This window comes from Sulfitobacter sp. 1A13421 (assembly GCF_043557285.1).
GTDB classification, from domain to species: domain Bacteria; phylum Pseudomonadota; class Alphaproteobacteria; order Rhodobacterales; family Rhodobacteraceae; genus Sulfitobacter; species Sulfitobacter faviae.
On the sequence record NZ_JBIFFQ010000001.1, the window covers coordinates 1 to 14,764 of the forward strand.

The following is a 14,764-nucleotide window of genomic DNA, read 5'->3' on the forward strand; positions in this document are numbered from 1 at the left end:
TGGCGCGGTTGACGGGGCTCGAACCCGCGACCCCCGGCGTGACAGGCCGGTACTCTAACCAACTGAGCTACAACCGCGCGATGTGGGCGGAATAGGCCACGGGGCGCGGGGCGTCAAGCGCATTCGCGCGAGAAAATGCGCTTTCTCGACAGAAGTTTTTGCGTGGCATTTTAAGGGGATTGGAAACGAAAAAAGGGACCTCAGAGAGGTCCCCTTTTCAGGCAGCGGTGGCGCGGTTGACGGGGCTCGAACCCGCGACCCCCGGCGTGACAGGCCGGTACTCTAACCAACTGAGCTACAACCGCCCGCTGCACTCTCCAGGTCGCCCCGGAGCGTTTGGGTGTTCTATGGTGAGGGCGCTCCGCCGTCAAGCGCGGTTTGCGCGAAAATGCGAAATTTTCGTAAGTTGTTTTTGGGGCGTTTGATGGGCTGGGTTTGAGGTGGGAAACCATGTGGTTTTTACGGAGGGATCGCGGCGCTTTTACTTGGCCGCCCCCATGGTCGGGACTGACGAAGGCTATGGCTTGGAATACTGCTATGCCGCGGAGGCATTGAGCTGCTGGCCCAACATCAATCGCTGAACGAGAGGGAAATGCTGCGTCGTGAGAGGCTCGAACTCCCGACCCAGACTGACCGCGCAGCGGACGGGCGTCGGTCGGGCTCACCACTGGGGAAACCGGTTGATCCAAATAAATAGGTTGGAGGGGGATGGTGGGTCGTGAGAGGCTCGAACTCCCGACATCTTCGGTGTAAACGAAGCGCTCTACCAACTGAGCTAACGACCCGACTTGGACCTGATAGCCCAAGGTGGGGGCGGGCTTCAAGCCTATAATGTCAGCCTTTCTTGCTGGCCGTTCTCAAGGCGGAAAACCACCCCCTGCCCGCCTTGCATCTCCCGCAGCGCGGCGGGCGTGCGGCCCAGTAAAATAAGGCGCAACATGCGCGATGTGATGCCGTGGGTGACCAGCACATGGGGGCCGGACAGGCTGTCCAGAAAGCGCTGGCAGCGCTTATGCAGCGCCGCGAAACCCTCGCCCTCGGGGGCGTGTTCATAAAGATCGTAGGAATCACGCGCGGCGGGGGTTTGGCGCAGCAACGTCTCGCGCGATATTCCGGCCCAAGCGCCGATGCCGATCTCCCCCAAGCGGGGATCAGGCCCAGCCTCCAGCCCCGTCCCCGCCAGCGCGATTTCGGCTGTGACCACCGCCCGCCCCTGCGGGCTGCTCAGCGCCGAGACTCCCGCCAGATCGCAGCGTTTCAGAATCGCATTCTGCGCCGCGGCCTGTTCACGCCCCCGCTCGGTCAGCGGGGAATCGAAATGCCCTTGGAGCCGATTGGCGAGGTTCCACTCCGTCTCCCCATGGCGCAGGATATAGAGCGTCGGGTAACGGCTCATGCGGGGGCTTCCAAGATGCGCTCGGTCCCGTTCTCCAGCAGATAGACGCAGCCTTGCCGGTTGCTGAGCCGACCGGCCTCTGCCGGATCAACGCCGCATACCTCTGCGCGAAGCACCTGCCCCCAGAGCCCGTGGGCGACCAGCACCGTGGGCGTGGTCAAACTGTCGAGCACCGCCCGTATCCGCTTGCGAAAGGCCGCCAGCCCCTCCCCGCCCGGCGCGGCGGCGTAGATCTCCAACGGGGCGGGGTCGCGGGCAGCGAGGTCGGGGTGCGCGGCGAATATCTCATCCCGGGTTGCCCCCTGCCAATCGCCTGCATGGATTTCTTTCAGCCGGGCATCCGTTTGGAAAGCGGCCCCATTCAACGCAATCCGCGCCGTCTGCTGCGCGCGGCCAAGCGGAGAGACGAGGATATCCGGCTTTTGCGCAAGGATCGCTGGCATGATCTGCGCTTGTCGCTCGGCCTCGGCGATACCCTGATCGGTCAGCGGTGAATCGAGATGCCCTTGTAGACGAAACGCGCGATTACACTCGGTCTGCCCGTGGCGCAGGAACCAGATTTTAGGATGTGCCGACATGCTCTCTCCGCCCGTGGTGCCCGTGGTATGGGCCGATAGGGATAAGGATCACTCCGACGCAGAGAAGGCAAGCCATGGGACATGGGCGCAGGCTCTGAGTGGCAAGCCAATCCAACGCGAACTAGGGGGAAAATGGTGGGTGATAAGAGATTTGAATCTTGATTAACTTCAATAAAAACAACTACTTACCATACCATTTGTAACCATGTAACCGGCGTAAAAATGGGCGAAGAATACCCTCCGAAGCCGCGCGATGACGTCAAAGCTGAGCATACGCTCGAAGCCCCAACTACTTGAGGTTGCAATGCTAGCAGGAATCGAGATTGTAGGTATGTAAACTTAGGGAGTTAAAAATGAAGAAATTTGTCATAATGATTGCAGCAATATTAGGGGGCTGCACAGCAGGGCCTACGCCTCAACAGAACGCAAAGGCGTCGGCAGCATACAGTCAGGCCTCCACCGCCTCACTGTGCTATACGAACCGCCTAAGCACCACTCCTGCACTGTCGAAGCTGATGATCGAGGCTGAACTAGCCAGCAGAGGTGTAAAGCACTGCGCTAACGAAAGCTATGGACGCACTTCGGCTTCGATGCTTGGAGCACGGCGTTATTCCCGTGGTTCAGCGACCACAATCAGCGCAAACCTCGACAAAGACTGTAGTGATTTTTCAAGCGGCGCATCTGCACAGAGATACTTTCTCGCCTCTGGAGGTCCGCACAATGACCCACATAACCTTGACGGAGATGGCGATGGGCTTGCTTGTGAGTGGGGAGTAGAAGCCAAAAGACTCGCAAGCTATACCTACAAGGCTCCTCGAGCCACCTATAGGGCTCCCCGAAGGGCACGTGCCTCACAGCGATGCTACACTGGCCCACGGGGCGGCACATACACTATCACCGCCAGCGGCAATAAGAATTACGACGGTTGCTAACCCGAGCCATTCGCATTGCGATCAACAGCCTAGGCTCGACGGTTCCGACTCAATAGATATTGCAAGCCCGCCGGCGTGAACCGGCGGGTGCATGGTAGAAATTGACCGCGGTAAAGGTCAAGGCGATCAGCTGGCAGCGGTGCGCGCCCAATTTTTAAAGGTCTCAGGCCGCTCCAGCCAACCACGCACTTCGTCTTCATTTCCCTGCGCGGCTGCGACAACGATATGTGCAAGCGCGCCGATGGCGGAGTTGTGCGATACCTCCCCTGCGTCCAGCGTCACCAGAATTTTGTCGATAAGGTCTTCAAGTTGCGCATGGTTCTCTGCTGTCAGTTTCATGCTAAGTTCTCCCCTTGATCTGTGAGGCAGGATACAGGCCAAATGCCACCAACCTCGCCCAGCACTTCGACCATCCGGTCCCATAAAGGGTGTGGGTGCGCGGGGTCGCGGTCCAGTGCTGTAAGCGCGGCCACAAGGGCTGCATGGGTTTCGTCGGGCAGGTAAGTGTCATTTAGGGCCATTGTCGGCACTCCAAAGGGGTTGGTCGTGCTGCCAGAATCCCACAAGCGGATTCGCCCCGCAAGATAAAAATGCGTATAAGTAATTGTTTTTAAATAAGTAAATACTGACTTAGGTCGACCCATACAGCGGCTTGCTATCGCTGCATGGGCCTTCCTTGAGTGCAAGGGTGACCAAACCCTTGTGTGATAGTATAACACTTGAGCGACCGGTGTGCTAGACCTTTTGTGTCAGTAGGTCGCCAATTGTGGTGCCAGCCGGTGCAGCGAGCAGATGCTTAGCAATCATTTCGCCAGCGGCGATCACCTGATTAATCGCGCCCACAGCTATGTTGCCGCTCAGCACCTTCGTCTCTCGTCCCTGATCAGCCGAAATAGCCGCTACCGGGTCTTCGCTGCCTACCGTCACTTGCGCGCCGCCTCTTCAAGTTCCTGTTGGGTAAACGCGAAGCGCCCATACACCTTTGCGAAATCATCGCTCACGCTGTCGATATCTTCGAGCGCCAACAAGACGGCCCGCGTCACATTCGCGTCACGATTTCCGCCGATGTCGAGCGTCTCGCCATCCCCGTCTGTCTCCTCGTTGAAAAAGCGCGCCTTGTTGCCGTCAAAATGCCGCTGATCTTCGTCCATCACTTCGCGTCCTTTGCGGCTCTCCTCTCTGCGCGACGTTGTGCTTGACGCTCCATTTTACGTTCGTGGATGCGCTTCGCCTTCTCCTCGGGTGTCTCAGCCGCCAGCACCTCCTTAGGTGTCATTACGTTGGCCTCAGAACGGACACGGCGGCTGGCGTTGCGTTCGTCTTTCCCAGCCGTCAGCTTGTATTCGTCAATACGTTCGCGCTCGCGGTATGTATCATCTATAGCGCGCTCCAGCTCGATCTTGATCCGACGTTTCACCTCGGCAAGTTCCGCCATAACCTCGTGATAACGAGGCTCCTCCGGGGAATGCGTTGGCAGTTCGTTCTCAAGCGCGACCCGCTTCTTAAATTGACGATCATACCGGGATGTATAGTCACGCTCGATCTGGATTGCAGGGTGTTCTGCGCGGATAGCCTCAAGCTCTTCATCATTAAACCTCGGGCCGGGGCGCATGTCGGGGATATCCTCGTCATTTTCGAGGGCGCCCAGCGCGGCAAAAAGCGCGCTCATACCACCATCGCCGCCCATGCTGATCTCACCGCGATCTGTAAGGCTGTGGCGGGTATGCGGGTCAAAGGCGCGCTCCATGCGGTCTTCAAACTCGCGCTGGCGGCGGTTGTTGTAACAGTCGACTTCGGAAGGGTTTGTCATGTCAGGCACTCACTGCGGGGGTTCGCTCCCGTCTGATATTGAGTCGCCGGAATCAGCATGCAAGAGGCATTCGGAGCAGTAGAAAATAAATCCAGAACCGGACAACTTTCGTCTGCATCCCTAGAGTTCCGTGTCTATAACATCTTCCCCGCTTCACGCCTGACCGGGAAATTTTCCGCCCCTCTGGGGTTGTTCTCGGGCTGATTTCCAGCGCCGGAGAGGTGAAGCATTTTGGTCGTATTATGTATGTTTTTAAGAGTGATAACTGTATTTGGTGATAAGTGCTTCTGTGTAGTTCTTCTTGGCGCCCAAAATGCTTCAACACTCCGGCTCGCAACCTATCCCGGTCAGCAGACGCGGCACCCGATACCTTGCTCCGGCTATACGCACGCGGCACGCTGCACCCGATACCCTGCTCCGGTCAGGGCACGGCGCACGCGGCACCACGCACCCGATACCTACCCCGGTTATACGCGGGAAGTGTCCCGCGCTGCACATAAGTTCCCCCACCGCCCCAAAAGCACGGCTCTGCCGCACCAGAGGCGCTGTGAGGAACCTTAGGGCGCGATCTAGGGGTCAGGGGCCACCGTGGTAGACCAAACACAAAACGCGGTTCTAAGGCCGTTTTTCGGCCTTTTCCTACCCAGACGCCACGGCCTGCACTTTCTTGCCCTGCGACCGGAATTTCTTCTGCATCCCTGCGCCGGTCGGTCTATAGGGCATCCAAAAACGCCGAATTTAGAGTGTTGCCTTTATGTCACGTCGCCGGTCAGGTCTCAGCGCTGAAAGACTGCCGCAGCTTCGCGGTGAAGGACCACGGCGCGCCGGATACACCCGACCATTCTTCGCAGGTCCATTTGACCGGCGTGGCATGCCCGTGCGGCTGATACCAGAACGCCTGCCATCCGCCACGCTCGGCAAGGAAGTCGCGGATCATAGCCGCCTGTTCCGGTGTCAGCCCATCCCAGCGCAGGGTGATCACTTGCCGGATGTGGTTCAGCCCAGCCGGTGACGACTGCGTATAGCCGTCGCCAAAGTCAGCCTTGCGCAGGCTAATTTCTGGGTTGTGACCGGTGCCGGGTGATGGTGCGACGGGCGGCGCAAATGTTGGAAGTGCCATGGCCTACCTCTTCCGGCTCAGCAGTGCGCCGGGGCGCATTTGCCGGGAGATTTCAGAGACCACGACGTTGCGCATACTCTGCTCCATCTCCCGCGCCATCTGCTTTGCCAGATCATTGTTCTGCTCCGGGGTGCCGCCAGAGGCGTTGACGGTGACCGGGGCATTGATCTCAATAGAGGGCGCAGCGGCTCCAGAGCGGGCCAAAGGAAGGGCCGACGACACGCGGGCGGCACCTACCAGCCCGCCACCTGAGTAGCCCCTGAGCGCGCTCTGGTGAAGACTGTCGAGGTTCGCCACCCCAAGGGCAGACGTGGCCGCTTTGCTCATGACATATTCGCCTTTGTGGACCACGCCAGCGGGCTGATACTTGCCACCGTGACCGGTGTATCCGCCTTCGGCAAAGCCACCGCCCAGCACCTTCAGGATCGTGCCGAAAACGCTACCACCGGCACCCTCAGCCGCTTCTAGCAACCGTTTCTGAAGGCTCATACGGATTAATTCGAGGATCAACTGCCCTACGGCCTGCTTTGCGGTCATCGCACCTGTCGCCATTTGCTCGAATACCCCGGCGATCCGCTCGGCACCGGCGCGGGATGCGTTTTGCACATCCTGAATTTTAGCGGCGGCAAGCTCAGCAGCTGCACCGGCTTCGACGTATTCGCGGGCCAATGTGTCGATCTGTGCTGTCAGCTGTGGCGTGATCTGCTGACCGGCGCGCTGTGCCGCTGCCAGAAGCTCGGCACGGGTGCGCGCAAACTCGATTGCATCGCCCTGTGCCATCCGCGCGCCAGCCACTTCCGCCAGCGCCTGCGCTTCAAGACGCAGTGCGGCTGTCTCCTGAGCGATACTTTCGATCTCCCGTTGAAGGTCGTTCTGGCGCGCAGTTCCACCACCACCTGCACCTTTACCACCACCACCGGCATCGGGTTCTGGTGATCCGAAACTTGCATCGATAGAGGGTAGCTGTGGGCGGATTGAATTTGTGACTGCCAGCCCCGGCGTAGCTGCGCGGTGACCACGGCGGGACTTCGGACCGGGGTCGTCATAGGTTGCGTCGTCTGTGCTGCCGTCTGCGGAGCCACCGGGAAGGGATGCCCGCAACTCACGGGCTTTAGCTGCGGCTGTGGCGAGTGCGCTCACCAGACGGCCAAGGCCGCCGATCACAAAGTCAAACTTGGTGCCGTTGATTGCGGCCACCTCGCGCATGACTTCATTCGCCGTATCTGCGGCGGCAGCTAAACGGCTCTCAAATTCATCTGCGCTGATCGTGCCAGCTTCAAGTTCGCCGGTCAGGGTGCGCATTCCACCTGCGACGCGGTCGAGCGTGTCGACTGCATCGGTCTGCCCCATCGCGCGCAGTTGCTCAGCTACACGAGCGATCCGATCTGCGTTGCGCTCGGCGTAGTAGCTGGTTTCGTCATAAACGCTTGCCAGCGCTTCAAGGGCGGCGCGGTTGTCTTCCACGGCACGGGCGTCGCGGGACAACGTGCTCGCAATGCTTTCACCCAAAAGAGCGCGGGCCTGATTGGGGTTGCCGTCAAACAGGTTGTCGAGATACGCGCCCAGCTCTAGCACTTTTGGCGCAGCGTCCGCGATCCCGACCACCAAACCCTTCAGGAAGGCATCGGCGCGGGATTTGAGCGCTGCGAAGCGGCGGTCAAGCTCAGCGGCCTTCTCGATCAACTCCTGATCGAGCACCGCCCCGGTGTCGTTTGCCGCGCGGATCGTGTCGCGCAGCTTGGCCTCGCCACGACCCACCAACTCAGCAAAGCGCTCACCTGCGCTGCCCCCAAACAGCTCGTCACTGATCCGGATGCGCGCGGCCTGATCCAAGCCTTCCATGCGCCCGATGATCTCAAGCAAGAGTTCGGAGGGGTCTTTTAGCTTGGTCTTCAGCTCATTTGCGGAGATCCCCAAGCGCTGGAATGCCTCTGCGGCTGGGCCGGTCTTTGTGATGATAAACTCATCGGCGCGCAGGTTCAGCTCTTTAAGGCCGTCCACTACCTGATCAATGCCGATGCGGTTCTGCGCCCCAACAAACTTCCATTCTTGCAGCGCCTGCACCGATACACCCGCGCGCTTAGCTTCATCACCGATGCTCGCGACATCGTTCACGATGCGGCCAAGGTTGCCGCTCAGACCAGACAAGGCACCCACGGTCAGACCACCGACAAGGCCACCTGCAAGACCGGGGCCAAGGCGCTTGAATGTGGCGAGGATGCTGTCACCAGCTTTGCCGTAGGTATCACGAAGGCGGTTCGCGCTCTGCTTGGCGCGCGCTTCCATCTGGTTTGATGCGCGGTTCTGTGCGGCGTTGGCGCGCTTCAAACCCTTTTCGAGTTTGTCGATGCGGGCTTCAACGTCAACGATAAGGCCGGGAAGATCAGACATGTTGCGAGTTCCTAGAAGATGAAGAGTTCGGCGTTTTCGCCGCTATATTGTGATTTGTTGCTCTGACCTGCGCAGGCGCGTGACACCGCCATCGCGGCGGCAATCGCACCGTCGATCCGGTCTGTCTTTTTAGCTTTGTGCATCCTGATCAGGCCGGACGTGGGATTGCGGCTAGCCACCACGCTGTCAAAGTGCTGGCGCAACGCTGCATGACCAGAATGCCGGATAAGTTCGCCATTAACCGTGCGTTCGAGATCGCCAGCGGCCACGCCCATTGAAAGCGGCGCCTGCCTAAACTCGATTGTTGGCAGGCCATCGTCATAGAGCCGCTGCATCGTCGCGCGGGCTAAGTGCGGGTCGAATGCGATCTCTTGCACGTCATAGGTCGCGCATAGCTCCCTGATCTGGTCTTCGATCATGCCGTGGTCGATGATTGGGCCGGGGCAGACAGTGATCAGGCCTTCGTCGCGCCACGTCTCGTAGGGCAGACCGTCACGATCTGCGCGGCCTTTGAGGTCATCACCCGGCACGAACAGCCAAGGCATGATGGTGATCTGCCCGTCGTCGTGCCGCCAAGCTGCGACAACGGCAGTCAGATCGCCACTGATCGACATGTCGACGCCGATGTAGCAGGGCAGTTCTTCGAGGTCCGCAAGATCGATGTCACAGGCGCGACCATCATAAGCGACCATGCTGAAAAGCGGGTCACGGCTGTTGGCCTGCCAGACGTTCAGGTTAAACTGCAGAAACGCAGCCTTGTCTGCGGGCTTGTTCTCAGCTTCTTTTGCCAGCCCGCGCAGGCCTTCCAAACTCGGAAAGCCATGGGCAAGGCCGGGGTTTGCTTTGTGCCAGACCGCTTCATCCTGCCAGTCGTCATCCGGTTCAGCTTGGAAAAGAACCGGCAGGTATGCGGGGTTGTCGATCTCACCAAGGGCGACACGGCGGGCGTAGTTGTATTGCTCTGCGGCCAGCGTCTCGGCACCGCGTCCGGCGGTAGTGGCGATCACGGTCAGGCTATCGTCTATCTTGGCGGCACCTGATCTAAGCGCTTCCCATAGGTCGCGCCCCTTCCACACGTGGAGTTCATCTACAAAAGTCATTGCCGGGGTTTGGCCATGGGCGGCGGCGGCGTCGCTCGATAATGTCTTCAGCGTGATATCCTGCGCTTTGAAAACCAGCTTTTTCGGGGCGTTGTGGGCGTCGTAAATCTTTGTCGCCGCGATTAGGTTGCGATCTTCGCGGATGATGTTTGCGGCTTCCCGGAATAGGATGCCCGCTTGATCCCTGTCAGCCGCCGCCGCGACCACCTGACCAGCCGGGCGGCGTTCTGGGCCTATGGTGTGCAACAGTGCCAGCCCAGCTGCCAAGCTGGTCTTGCGACCACCCCTGCCAATGAGCATAAACACCGTCTGCACGATCCTGCGGCCATCGGGGTGGCGCGGGCCATAAATCCGGCGAATTATTCTTTCCTGCCATGGTGCGAGCTGAAAGGCACGGCCCGGTGCATCGGATGCCGGGTGTCTTAAGGCGCGCAAGAATTGCACGGCGCGTTCACCGTGGCCCAATGGGTCAGGGATAGGCGATGCGTCGAATACCCACGCCGGATAGGTCGAGGGCAATTCGACGGAATCCGCCTGTGTCGTTTCTATGATCCCTAAGCCGTCCATATCACCGGATCGTCAGCGGGTTGACGTAGCCAATGTCGGTGTCGTCGGATGCTATGCCCATGCGCGCACGGCTGACCGGAGATAAGCCCAGCTCAGCCGCCAGCTGTCTTGCTGTCTGAGCCGCGCGGTTCTGGACCCCAAACAGCTTGGGGTCGATCTCGCCGCCATTCAGGGCGCGGTTGGTCTCGATCTCGCGCACGACGCCACGCATGAGGCAGTATTCCTCTACCCCGCCAAGGTCGCCTTTCGTCAGGATGCGCGCGGCGATCAGACCGGGCATAATGCGTTTCCACTCAGCCGCGGCGTATGGGCTGAAATACTCCGGCACCCGCGGCGCTTTAGTGAGGGCGTCTTTCGATGTGGATACTTGCGGCTTCACGCCGCGCAGATGCTTGCTCACTGTGTCACCGCCCTGATCTCCAGCCCGCGACCATTGGCGATCTCCAGCACGCCGGTCACTGCATAGGTCGCACCGTTGTAGGTGATCCGGTCAGCGGTCGAGACGTTCGGCACATACCAGAGCCGGAAAGCGATCGTGCCGGTCGTGCCTTCACCAACGCCGGACAGATAGTCCGTAAGCTCTTGCTGCACGATCTCTGCGCGCGGTGTGACGTAGCTAGCCCATGTCTGAGACACGGCACCGGAGGGTTGCACCGTCTCTGTCATCCGCTCCAGTGTGATCTGGTGGCGCATTGCGCCTGCCTTGATCATGGTCAATCCCTCCACCGGATTACGGCTTCGATCTCGATCACGCCGTGGGTGTAACTCAGCTCGGGCTGGACATCCCTGAGCCATATGGTGCGGGGCTGGTCGAGATGATCAATGTCGACGCCGTCCTGAGCATCCGGCATGGCGATGACGGCACGGCTCACTGCAAAGCCAATAGCCTTGGCAGTGTCGGGGCCATCTTCTACTGCCCAGACGTGCAGGTCGAGGTTCACGCGGGCAAGGTGCTGACCACCAGAAGCGCGGCCCAGATATTCAGTGGTGGCACCGGACATGATCACGCAAGGAAAGCGGTCAGCACGGCCTGCGCGGATATGCTCAGGCTGCACCAGCGCGGTAACTGCCGGGTCTGCGATCAGGGCCGCGCGCAGGGCTGTTTGAAGGCTTACACTAGGTTCGATCATCATGTGCCACCGTTGTTCTTGATTGCCTTCGTGATAGCGCTCTGGATACGGCGCAGCACTTTGGCCTTCTTGAGCCGGAACGCGGGGCGCATGAAGGGCTGCGCCTCATGGTTCACTGTGCCAAATTCCTGAAGATGGCCGTGGCGCATGTCCGGCGATCCAACCGTCACCGCCGCGACATTTTTGGGAAGGGTCACACTGCCACCGCTTGAAGAATAAGCAGGCGTAGTTCCACCGGGGCCGGTGACTGTGATTGTGTTCACAAGGTCGCCTGTATCCTCTGGGGCAAGCTGCTCCATAGCGTCTGCGATGTCCTGCGCGCCTTTGACCAGCGCGGGGCGCAGTTCTGCCAATACCTCACGGGGTATCGCCAGCAGGCGCTCTTCCAGCGCGGCTGACTGTGCCGCAAGGCTCTTACGCTTTGACATGGCCGGTCACACTCTCGCGGTAAGGGCTGATCAGTTCCAACACGCCAAACGGCACGGCGGTCAGGCGTATGTCGCTGGCTCCTTCGCGCTGGGCATACCAATAGGCGGCAAGCTGCAACGCCGCCTCGGTCAGGGATGCTGGCACCGGCTCATGTGCGGCAAAAGGCTTGCCGATAAAGTTGCTGATCCAGTCTTCGGCCACCGCCAGCTTGTGGCTCAGCAGTGTGTCGTCGAGATCGTGTTCGAGGTTCAGTTGCGCCTTCAGCAAAGGCAGACTGGTCGTCGTCATGTCGTCTGATCCTGAAAAGTTATATTCGAGGTCTCTTGTGCGGCTGTCCCCCCGCCGGTCCTCAAAAAGTTCGCTAAATTAAACACCTCCCCCTCCAATGACCTTGCCAATTGCGGGACAGTGCGCTTGCTTGCGGTTATTCTTTTGCCGATAGGCAATAAATTTTATTGAGGGAGATACGATCAATGGCCGCAAAACCAAGAACGAACGCATACAAACGGCAGTATCGTGAGGCGATTGTCGGATGGCATCGCCAGTCGAATTCACCAAAGGTGATTTATATCCAAAATGATGGTGGGATGAGCGGAGATAACTTGACGCATCATCCCATTGGCGGACGAAGCGCAGAAGGTGAAGCTGTGGTGGTATTTCACCTTTCTCAGGTTCGGACCTTTGGCATTCAAGATGAAACCGGCAGAAACGAGTATATAGCGGAGCTGCGCAGAGAGAACTCCTCCGAGTAACTGCCAGACCAGAACCGAGAGTAGTCAACTTCTGTGCTCCAACCGCTGCTTGTGCCTATTGTGACAGGGTGCACAAAGGCTCTGCCAGTTGCTTTTGTCCCAGAACAGCACCATGTCGCCTTTGTGCGGGATGATGTGATCCACCACCGCAGCCAGGGCGTTGCAGCCAGGGTGTGCGCAGAGCGGGTTGAATTGCAGCCATTCAGCACGAGCCTTACGCCACGCGCCGTTATAGCCGCGCTGTGCTGCTGTAGGGCGGTTGGCGTCGTGGCGCTTGTTCCGAGCGCGAGTGCTAGCGATCTGACAGGTGCAACGCACACCGTGCGCAACGATCTGACCACAGGTGCAGATATGTGGTGGGCGGGTCATGCGGCGCGCACCTTCGAGTGACGTGCTTTCAGCGCGCGCAAGCCTTCCCGGTCGAACTCGGGATCAAGCCCAGCGTCGATGTTTGCTTGCCGCTGCTCAGCTGACATCGCCGGGGTGGCGTTCGTGTCATCTTCAGCGGCGCCATGAACAGCTTTCAACTGGTCGATGTGACCGTCGAACGCTTGCAGGATTTCGGGCAAGGTAGCGTTCCATGCCGTCTCTGGTGTCCAGCCCAGCCAGCCTGTCGCAATCTTGTAGAGGCTGGCATAGAGGTCGCCCCAAGCCATAGGCTTGCTGGTCGGTGCCTTCGCGGCCTCGCCCTGATCCTTGCGGGTCTCAGGGGTCATCAGCGCTTCGATGAGAGCGAAGGCAGGACCGGTCAACGCCTGCTGAACACTGGCAAGCGTGGCACCGGCCATAGCGTTCAGCAGGTCATCTGCTGCGCCGCGATCTGTTGCGGCGTAGGTGACGATCTTACGTAGGGTTGTGGTATCGCCTTGCTGGACTTTCACCAGCAGCTCGGGGAAGCCGTTGTGCATCGCCTCAAGCTGTATTCCGGCCCGCAAAGATGGCCTCAGCCATACCTTGCTGCCAAGCCCGTATGTCAAAGGGACATCGTATGCGGGCCGGAAACTCATGTTACACCGCGCACTTCAGCTTAATGAAGCGGTCGGGGTGCGTTACGTCAGCGCCGACGCGCTTGCGGGCATGGAAGCGCACCTGACCATTGGTGGCCAAGCTATAAGGGTCGCGCAGCGTTGTCAGGCCAACGCGGTCGATGATCCGGTAGCCTGACATATCACCAAACAGAACCGGGCAAAGGCCTGCGCCGATGTCATCCATATCTGGCATCTCTACCACAGGGCGGCCCAGCAGTGTCGAGGGTGCGCCAGCGGTGATCGGGTCGAGAACCAGATAGCGGCCATTGCCATCTTTCCACGTGCGCACGATGGCCAAAGTGTTGCGGTTCATCATCCAGACGCCGGACTGAGCGTAAGTCGTGGCGATCTTGTGATACATGGCGATCAGCACGTCAGCAGGGTTCGACGCAGGGAAGTTTGCCGCCACACCGGTTTTCAGCTCAGCGATGCCGGTTGCCGCCATGATGCCGTAGGGCTGCCCAGCGCCTGTGCCTTTGACGAACGCCATCCCTTCGGTCTTTGCGAAAGACTCGGCGAAGTCGGCCAGCAACTCGCCTTCGAGATTGTAGGCATTGTCTTCGAGCAATGCGTTCGAGACATCAGTGAACGTCGCCAGCTCGTGCGGCATCATAGTGACCTGCTCAAAGGTCATGCCGGACGCGGTGCGGTTCGCGATCTCAGCAACCCAAGTTGCAGCCGTGCCGGTGACGCGGCGCGGATAGGTAATTGACGGGGCGCTGATCGTAATAACCTTGGCGTAGGACCGGATCGGGCTGAACTCGCGCAGTAGCTTGATCAGTTCATTGCCAAACTCTTGCGGGGCGAGGTAGCCCGCGCTGGCGTCATTGGCGACGGTCAGGGCTTTGACTTCCTCGGGCGCAATGCGTTCGACGCCACGGCGCAGGAAGTTGCCAAATGCCTTTGTCTCAGCATCAGCGACGGGGCCGGTGATGTGAACACCTTGGGGCCGGTTGGCTTTGGCTTCGATCTTATCCAGACGCGCGACAATAGCCTCGAAAGCCTTCGTGTCGATCTGAGGCGCGTTGGCCGGGGTCTTGGGGTCGGGCTGATCGTTGATCAGGTCTTCGTTTTCCATGTGGGTTTCCTTGTGCATTGCTGTGGTGTCATCGGACTTTATTGACGTGATCTGCGCGCCCGGATGACACGGCACGGCGACAACAGAGATTTCATGAAGGGTCAGGGCGGTGATGGTGCGGCCCTTGGCGCGGGGTGTGGCCTTGGTGGTGACAAAGCCGATGGACAGGCCGGTGACGGCCTTGCTGCGGATCATGGCGCGCACTTCCCGCGCACGCTCCACGTCATCCACCAGCAGGCGCCCTTTGACGGTCAGGCCGGTGTCAGACTCTGTGATGGTGTCCCAGACGCCGATGACCTGACCCTGATCGTGTGCGAACAGCATCGGCAGGGTCGCGGGTGTTGTGATCGCGCCCTTTTCGATCATGTCGCCTACGCGGTCTGGCGTGCCGTAGGGCCATGCTGTGCCGGTGATCTCGCCGGTGTCTGTGACGGACAATGCCGCCTTAATCTC

20 protein-coding genes and 3 tRNA genes are annotated in these 14,764 nt (G+C 59.6%); 2 read left to right on the top strand and 21 right to left on the bottom strand.

Features of this window, described 5'->3' with window-relative positions; genetic code table 11:
* The 5 genes from ACGYLI_RS00005 to ACGYLI_RS00025 form a co-directional block, all read right to left on the bottom strand.
* Positions 1 to 77, bottom strand: a tRNA-Asp gene (locus tag ACGYLI_RS00005).
* Between the two features lie 151 nt (positions 78 to 228).
* Positions 229 to 305: transfer RNA gene (locus ACGYLI_RS00010), tRNA-Asp, on the bottom strand.
* A gap of 404 nt (positions 306 to 709) precedes the next feature.
* Positions 710 to 785 (bottom strand) — tRNA-Val (locus ACGYLI_RS00015).
* 41 nt (positions 786 to 826) lie between these two features.
* Positions 827 to 1,396, bottom strand: coding sequence for a histidine phosphatase family protein (locus ACGYLI_RS00020; protein WP_394416144.1), 570 nt, complete (start codon positions 1,394 to 1,396; stop codon positions 827 to 829).
* Entirely contained in the window at positions 1,393 to 1,974 is a 582-nt protein-coding gene (locus tag ACGYLI_RS00025; protein ID WP_394416146.1) for a histidine phosphatase family protein, read from the bottom strand. Before ACGYLI_RS00025 ends, ACGYLI_RS00020 begins: the two co-directional genes overlap by 4 nt.
* A 590-nt stretch (positions 1,975 to 2,564) precedes the next feature.
* On the opposite strand from ACGYLI_RS00025, the gene ACGYLI_RS00030 reads away from it, so the two are divergent.
* Positions 2,565 to 2,906 (top strand): excalibur calcium-binding domain-containing protein, encoded by a 342-nt coding sequence (locus ACGYLI_RS00030; RefSeq protein ID WP_394417117.1) that lies wholly within the window; start codon positions 2,565 to 2,567, stop codon positions 2,904 to 2,906.
* 126 nt (positions 2,907 to 3,032) lie between these two features.
* Here the strand turns inward: ACGYLI_RS00030 and ACGYLI_RS00035 are convergent, their stop codons facing one another.
* From ACGYLI_RS00035 to ACGYLI_RS00095, 13 genes are all read right to left on the bottom strand, one after another.
* Positions 3,033 to 3,245: a hypothetical protein gene (locus ACGYLI_RS00035; protein ID WP_394416148.1), complete on the bottom strand. Its 213-nt coding sequence runs from the start codon at positions 3,243 to 3,245 to the stop codon at positions 3,033 to 3,035.
* On the bottom strand, positions 3,242 to 3,550 hold the full coding sequence (locus ACGYLI_RS00040) for a hypothetical protein (RefSeq protein WP_394416150.1): 309 nt from the start codon (positions 3,548 to 3,550) through the stop codon (positions 3,242 to 3,244). Before ACGYLI_RS00040 ends, ACGYLI_RS00035 begins: the two co-directional genes overlap by 4 nt.
* Before the next feature lie 91 nt (positions 3,551 to 3,641).
* Entirely contained in the window at positions 3,642 to 3,833 is a 192-nt protein-coding gene (locus ACGYLI_RS00045; RefSeq protein WP_394416152.1) for a hypothetical protein, read from the bottom strand.
* Positions 3,830 to 4,057, bottom strand: a complete 228-nt coding sequence (locus ACGYLI_RS00050; protein ID WP_394416154.1) for a hypothetical protein — start codon at positions 4,055 to 4,057, stop codon at positions 3,830 to 3,832. The genes ACGYLI_RS00045 and ACGYLI_RS00050 overlap by 4 nt, the downstream gene beginning before the upstream one ends.
* A complete protein-coding gene (locus ACGYLI_RS00055) occupies positions 4,057 to 4,716 on the bottom strand; it encodes a hypothetical protein (protein ID WP_394416156.1) in 660 nt (219 codons plus the stop codon). Before ACGYLI_RS00055 ends, ACGYLI_RS00050 begins: the two co-directional genes overlap by 1 nt.
* Before the next feature lie 769 nt (positions 4,717 to 5,485).
* Positions 5,486 to 5,836 (bottom strand): phage tail protein, encoded by a 351-nt coding sequence (locus ACGYLI_RS00060; protein WP_394416158.1) that lies wholly within the window; start codon positions 5,834 to 5,836, stop codon positions 5,486 to 5,488.
* 3 nt (positions 5,837 to 5,839) lie between these two features.
* Positions 5,840 to 8,227, bottom strand: coding sequence for a phage tail tape measure protein (locus tag ACGYLI_RS00065; protein ID WP_394416160.1), 2,388 nt, complete (start codon positions 8,225 to 8,227; stop codon positions 5,840 to 5,842).
* An 11-nt stretch (positions 8,228 to 8,238) separates the two neighbouring features.
* Positions 8,239 to 9,894: a terminase large subunit gene (locus ACGYLI_RS00070; RefSeq protein WP_394416162.1), complete on the bottom strand. Its 1,656-nt coding sequence runs from the start codon at positions 9,892 to 9,894 to the stop codon at positions 8,239 to 8,241.
* 1 nt (position 9,895) lies between these two features.
* Entirely contained in the window at positions 9,896 to 10,294 is a 399-nt protein-coding gene (locus ACGYLI_RS00075) for a P27 family phage terminase small subunit (RefSeq protein ID WP_394416164.1), read from the bottom strand.
* On the bottom strand, positions 10,291 to 10,605 hold the full coding sequence (locus ACGYLI_RS00080) for a phage head closure protein (protein WP_394416166.1): 315 nt from the start codon (positions 10,603 to 10,605) through the stop codon (positions 10,291 to 10,293). The genes ACGYLI_RS00075 and ACGYLI_RS00080 overlap by 4 nt, the downstream gene beginning before the upstream one ends.
* Positions 10,606 to 10,607: 2 nt before the next feature.
* Positions 10,608 to 11,027, bottom strand: coding sequence for a DUF3168 domain-containing protein (locus ACGYLI_RS00085; protein WP_394416168.1), 420 nt, complete (start codon positions 11,025 to 11,027; stop codon positions 10,608 to 10,610).
* Positions 11,024 to 11,452 (bottom strand): HK97-gp10 family putative phage morphogenesis protein, encoded by a 429-nt coding sequence (locus ACGYLI_RS00090; RefSeq protein ID WP_394416170.1) that lies wholly within the window; start codon positions 11,450 to 11,452, stop codon positions 11,024 to 11,026. The genes ACGYLI_RS00085 and ACGYLI_RS00090 overlap by 4 nt, the downstream gene beginning before the upstream one ends.
* On the bottom strand, positions 11,439 to 11,741 hold the full coding sequence (locus ACGYLI_RS00095; RefSeq protein WP_394416172.1) for a head-tail connector protein: 303 nt from the start codon (positions 11,739 to 11,741) through the stop codon (positions 11,439 to 11,441). Before ACGYLI_RS00095 ends, ACGYLI_RS00090 begins: the two co-directional genes overlap by 14 nt.
* A 185-nt stretch (positions 11,742 to 11,926) precedes the next feature.
* Between ACGYLI_RS00095 and ACGYLI_RS00100 the strand changes: the two genes are divergently transcribed.
* The gene (locus ACGYLI_RS00100) at positions 11,927 to 12,205 is read left to right on the top strand and encodes a hypothetical protein (RefSeq protein WP_394416174.1); all 279 of its coding nucleotides are present in this window, start codon (positions 11,927 to 11,929) and stop codon (positions 12,203 to 12,205) included.
* Positions 12,206 to 12,229: 24 nt separating this feature from the next.
* On the opposite strand, the gene ACGYLI_RS00105 is transcribed toward ACGYLI_RS00100, so the two are convergent.
* From ACGYLI_RS00105 to ACGYLI_RS00115, 3 genes are all read right to left on the bottom strand, one after another.
* A complete protein-coding gene (locus tag ACGYLI_RS00105; RefSeq protein WP_394416176.1) occupies positions 12,230 to 12,574 on the bottom strand; it encodes an HNH endonuclease signature motif containing protein in 345 nt (114 codons plus the stop codon).
* Positions 12,571 to 13,113, bottom strand: coding sequence for a hypothetical protein (locus ACGYLI_RS00110; RefSeq protein WP_394416177.1), 543 nt, complete (start codon positions 13,111 to 13,113; stop codon positions 12,571 to 12,573). The genes ACGYLI_RS00105 and ACGYLI_RS00110 overlap by 4 nt, the downstream gene beginning before the upstream one ends.
* 100 nt (positions 13,114 to 13,213) lie before the next feature.
* Complete coding sequence (locus ACGYLI_RS00115; RefSeq protein ID WP_394416179.1) at positions 13,214 to 14,749, bottom strand: phage major capsid protein; 1,536 nt, start codon at positions 14,747 to 14,749, stop codon at positions 13,214 to 13,216.
* Positions 14,750 to 14,764: the final 15 nt, after the last annotated feature.

Coding starts and splice junctions, on each gene's coding strand:
- ACGYLI_RS00100 (WP_394416174.1), top strand. CDS start 11,927: ATGGCCGCAAAACCAAGAACGAACGCATACAAACGGCAGTATCGTGAG.
- ACGYLI_RS00025 (WP_394416146.1), bottom strand. CDS start 1,974: ATGTCGGCACATCCTAAAATCTGGTTCCTGCGCCACGGGCAGACCGAG.
- ACGYLI_RS00105 (WP_394416176.1), bottom strand. CDS start 12,574: ATGACCCGCCCACCACATATCTGCACCTGTGGTCAGATCGTTGCGCAC.
- ACGYLI_RS00070 (WP_394416162.1), bottom strand. CDS start 9,894: ATGGACGGCTTAGGGATCATAGAAACGACACAGGCGGATTCCGTCGAA.
- ACGYLI_RS00090 (WP_394416170.1), bottom strand. CDS start 11,452: ATGTCAAAGCGTAAGAGCCTTGCGGCACAGTCAGCCGCGCTGGAAGAG.
- ACGYLI_RS00085 (WP_394416168.1), bottom strand. CDS start 11,027: ATGATGATCGAACCTAGTGTAAGCCTTCAAACAGCCCTGCGCGCGGCC.
- ACGYLI_RS00050 (WP_394416154.1), bottom strand. CDS start 4,057: ATGGACGAAGATCAGCGGCATTTTGACGGCAACAAGGCGCGCTTTTTC.
- ACGYLI_RS00095 (WP_394416172.1), bottom strand. CDS start 11,741: ATGACGACGACCAGTCTGCCTTTGCTGAAGGCGCAACTGAACCTCGAA.
- ACGYLI_RS00060 (WP_394416158.1), bottom strand. CDS start 5,836: ATGGCACTTCCAACATTTGCGCCGCCCGTCGCACCATCACCCGGCACC.
- ACGYLI_RS00035 (WP_394416148.1), bottom strand. CDS start 3,245: ATGAAACTGACAGCAGAGAACCATGCGCAACTTGAAGACCTTATCGAC.
- ACGYLI_RS00040 (WP_394416150.1), bottom strand. CDS start 3,550: ATGGGTCGACCTAAGTCAGTATTTACTTATTTAAAAACAATTACTTAT.
- ACGYLI_RS00065 (WP_394416160.1), bottom strand. CDS start 8,227: ATGTCTGATCTTCCCGGCCTTATCGTTGACGTTGAAGCCCGCATCGAC.
- ACGYLI_RS00080 (WP_394416166.1), bottom strand. CDS start 10,605: ATGATCAAGGCAGGCGCAATGCGCCACCAGATCACACTGGAGCGGATG.
- ACGYLI_RS00055 (WP_394416156.1), bottom strand. CDS start 4,716: ATGACAAACCCTTCCGAAGTCGACTGTTACAACAACCGCCGCCAGCGC.
- ACGYLI_RS00110 (WP_394416177.1), bottom strand. CDS start 13,113: ATGCACAACGGCTTCCCCGAGCTGCTGGTGAAAGTCCAGCAAGGCGAT.
- ACGYLI_RS00030 (WP_394417117.1), top strand. CDS start 2,565: ATGCTTGGAGCACGGCGTTATTCCCGTGGTTCAGCGACCACAATCAGC.
- ACGYLI_RS00020 (WP_394416144.1), bottom strand. CDS start 1,396: ATGAGCCGTTACCCGACGCTCTATATCCTGCGCCATGGGGAGACGGAG.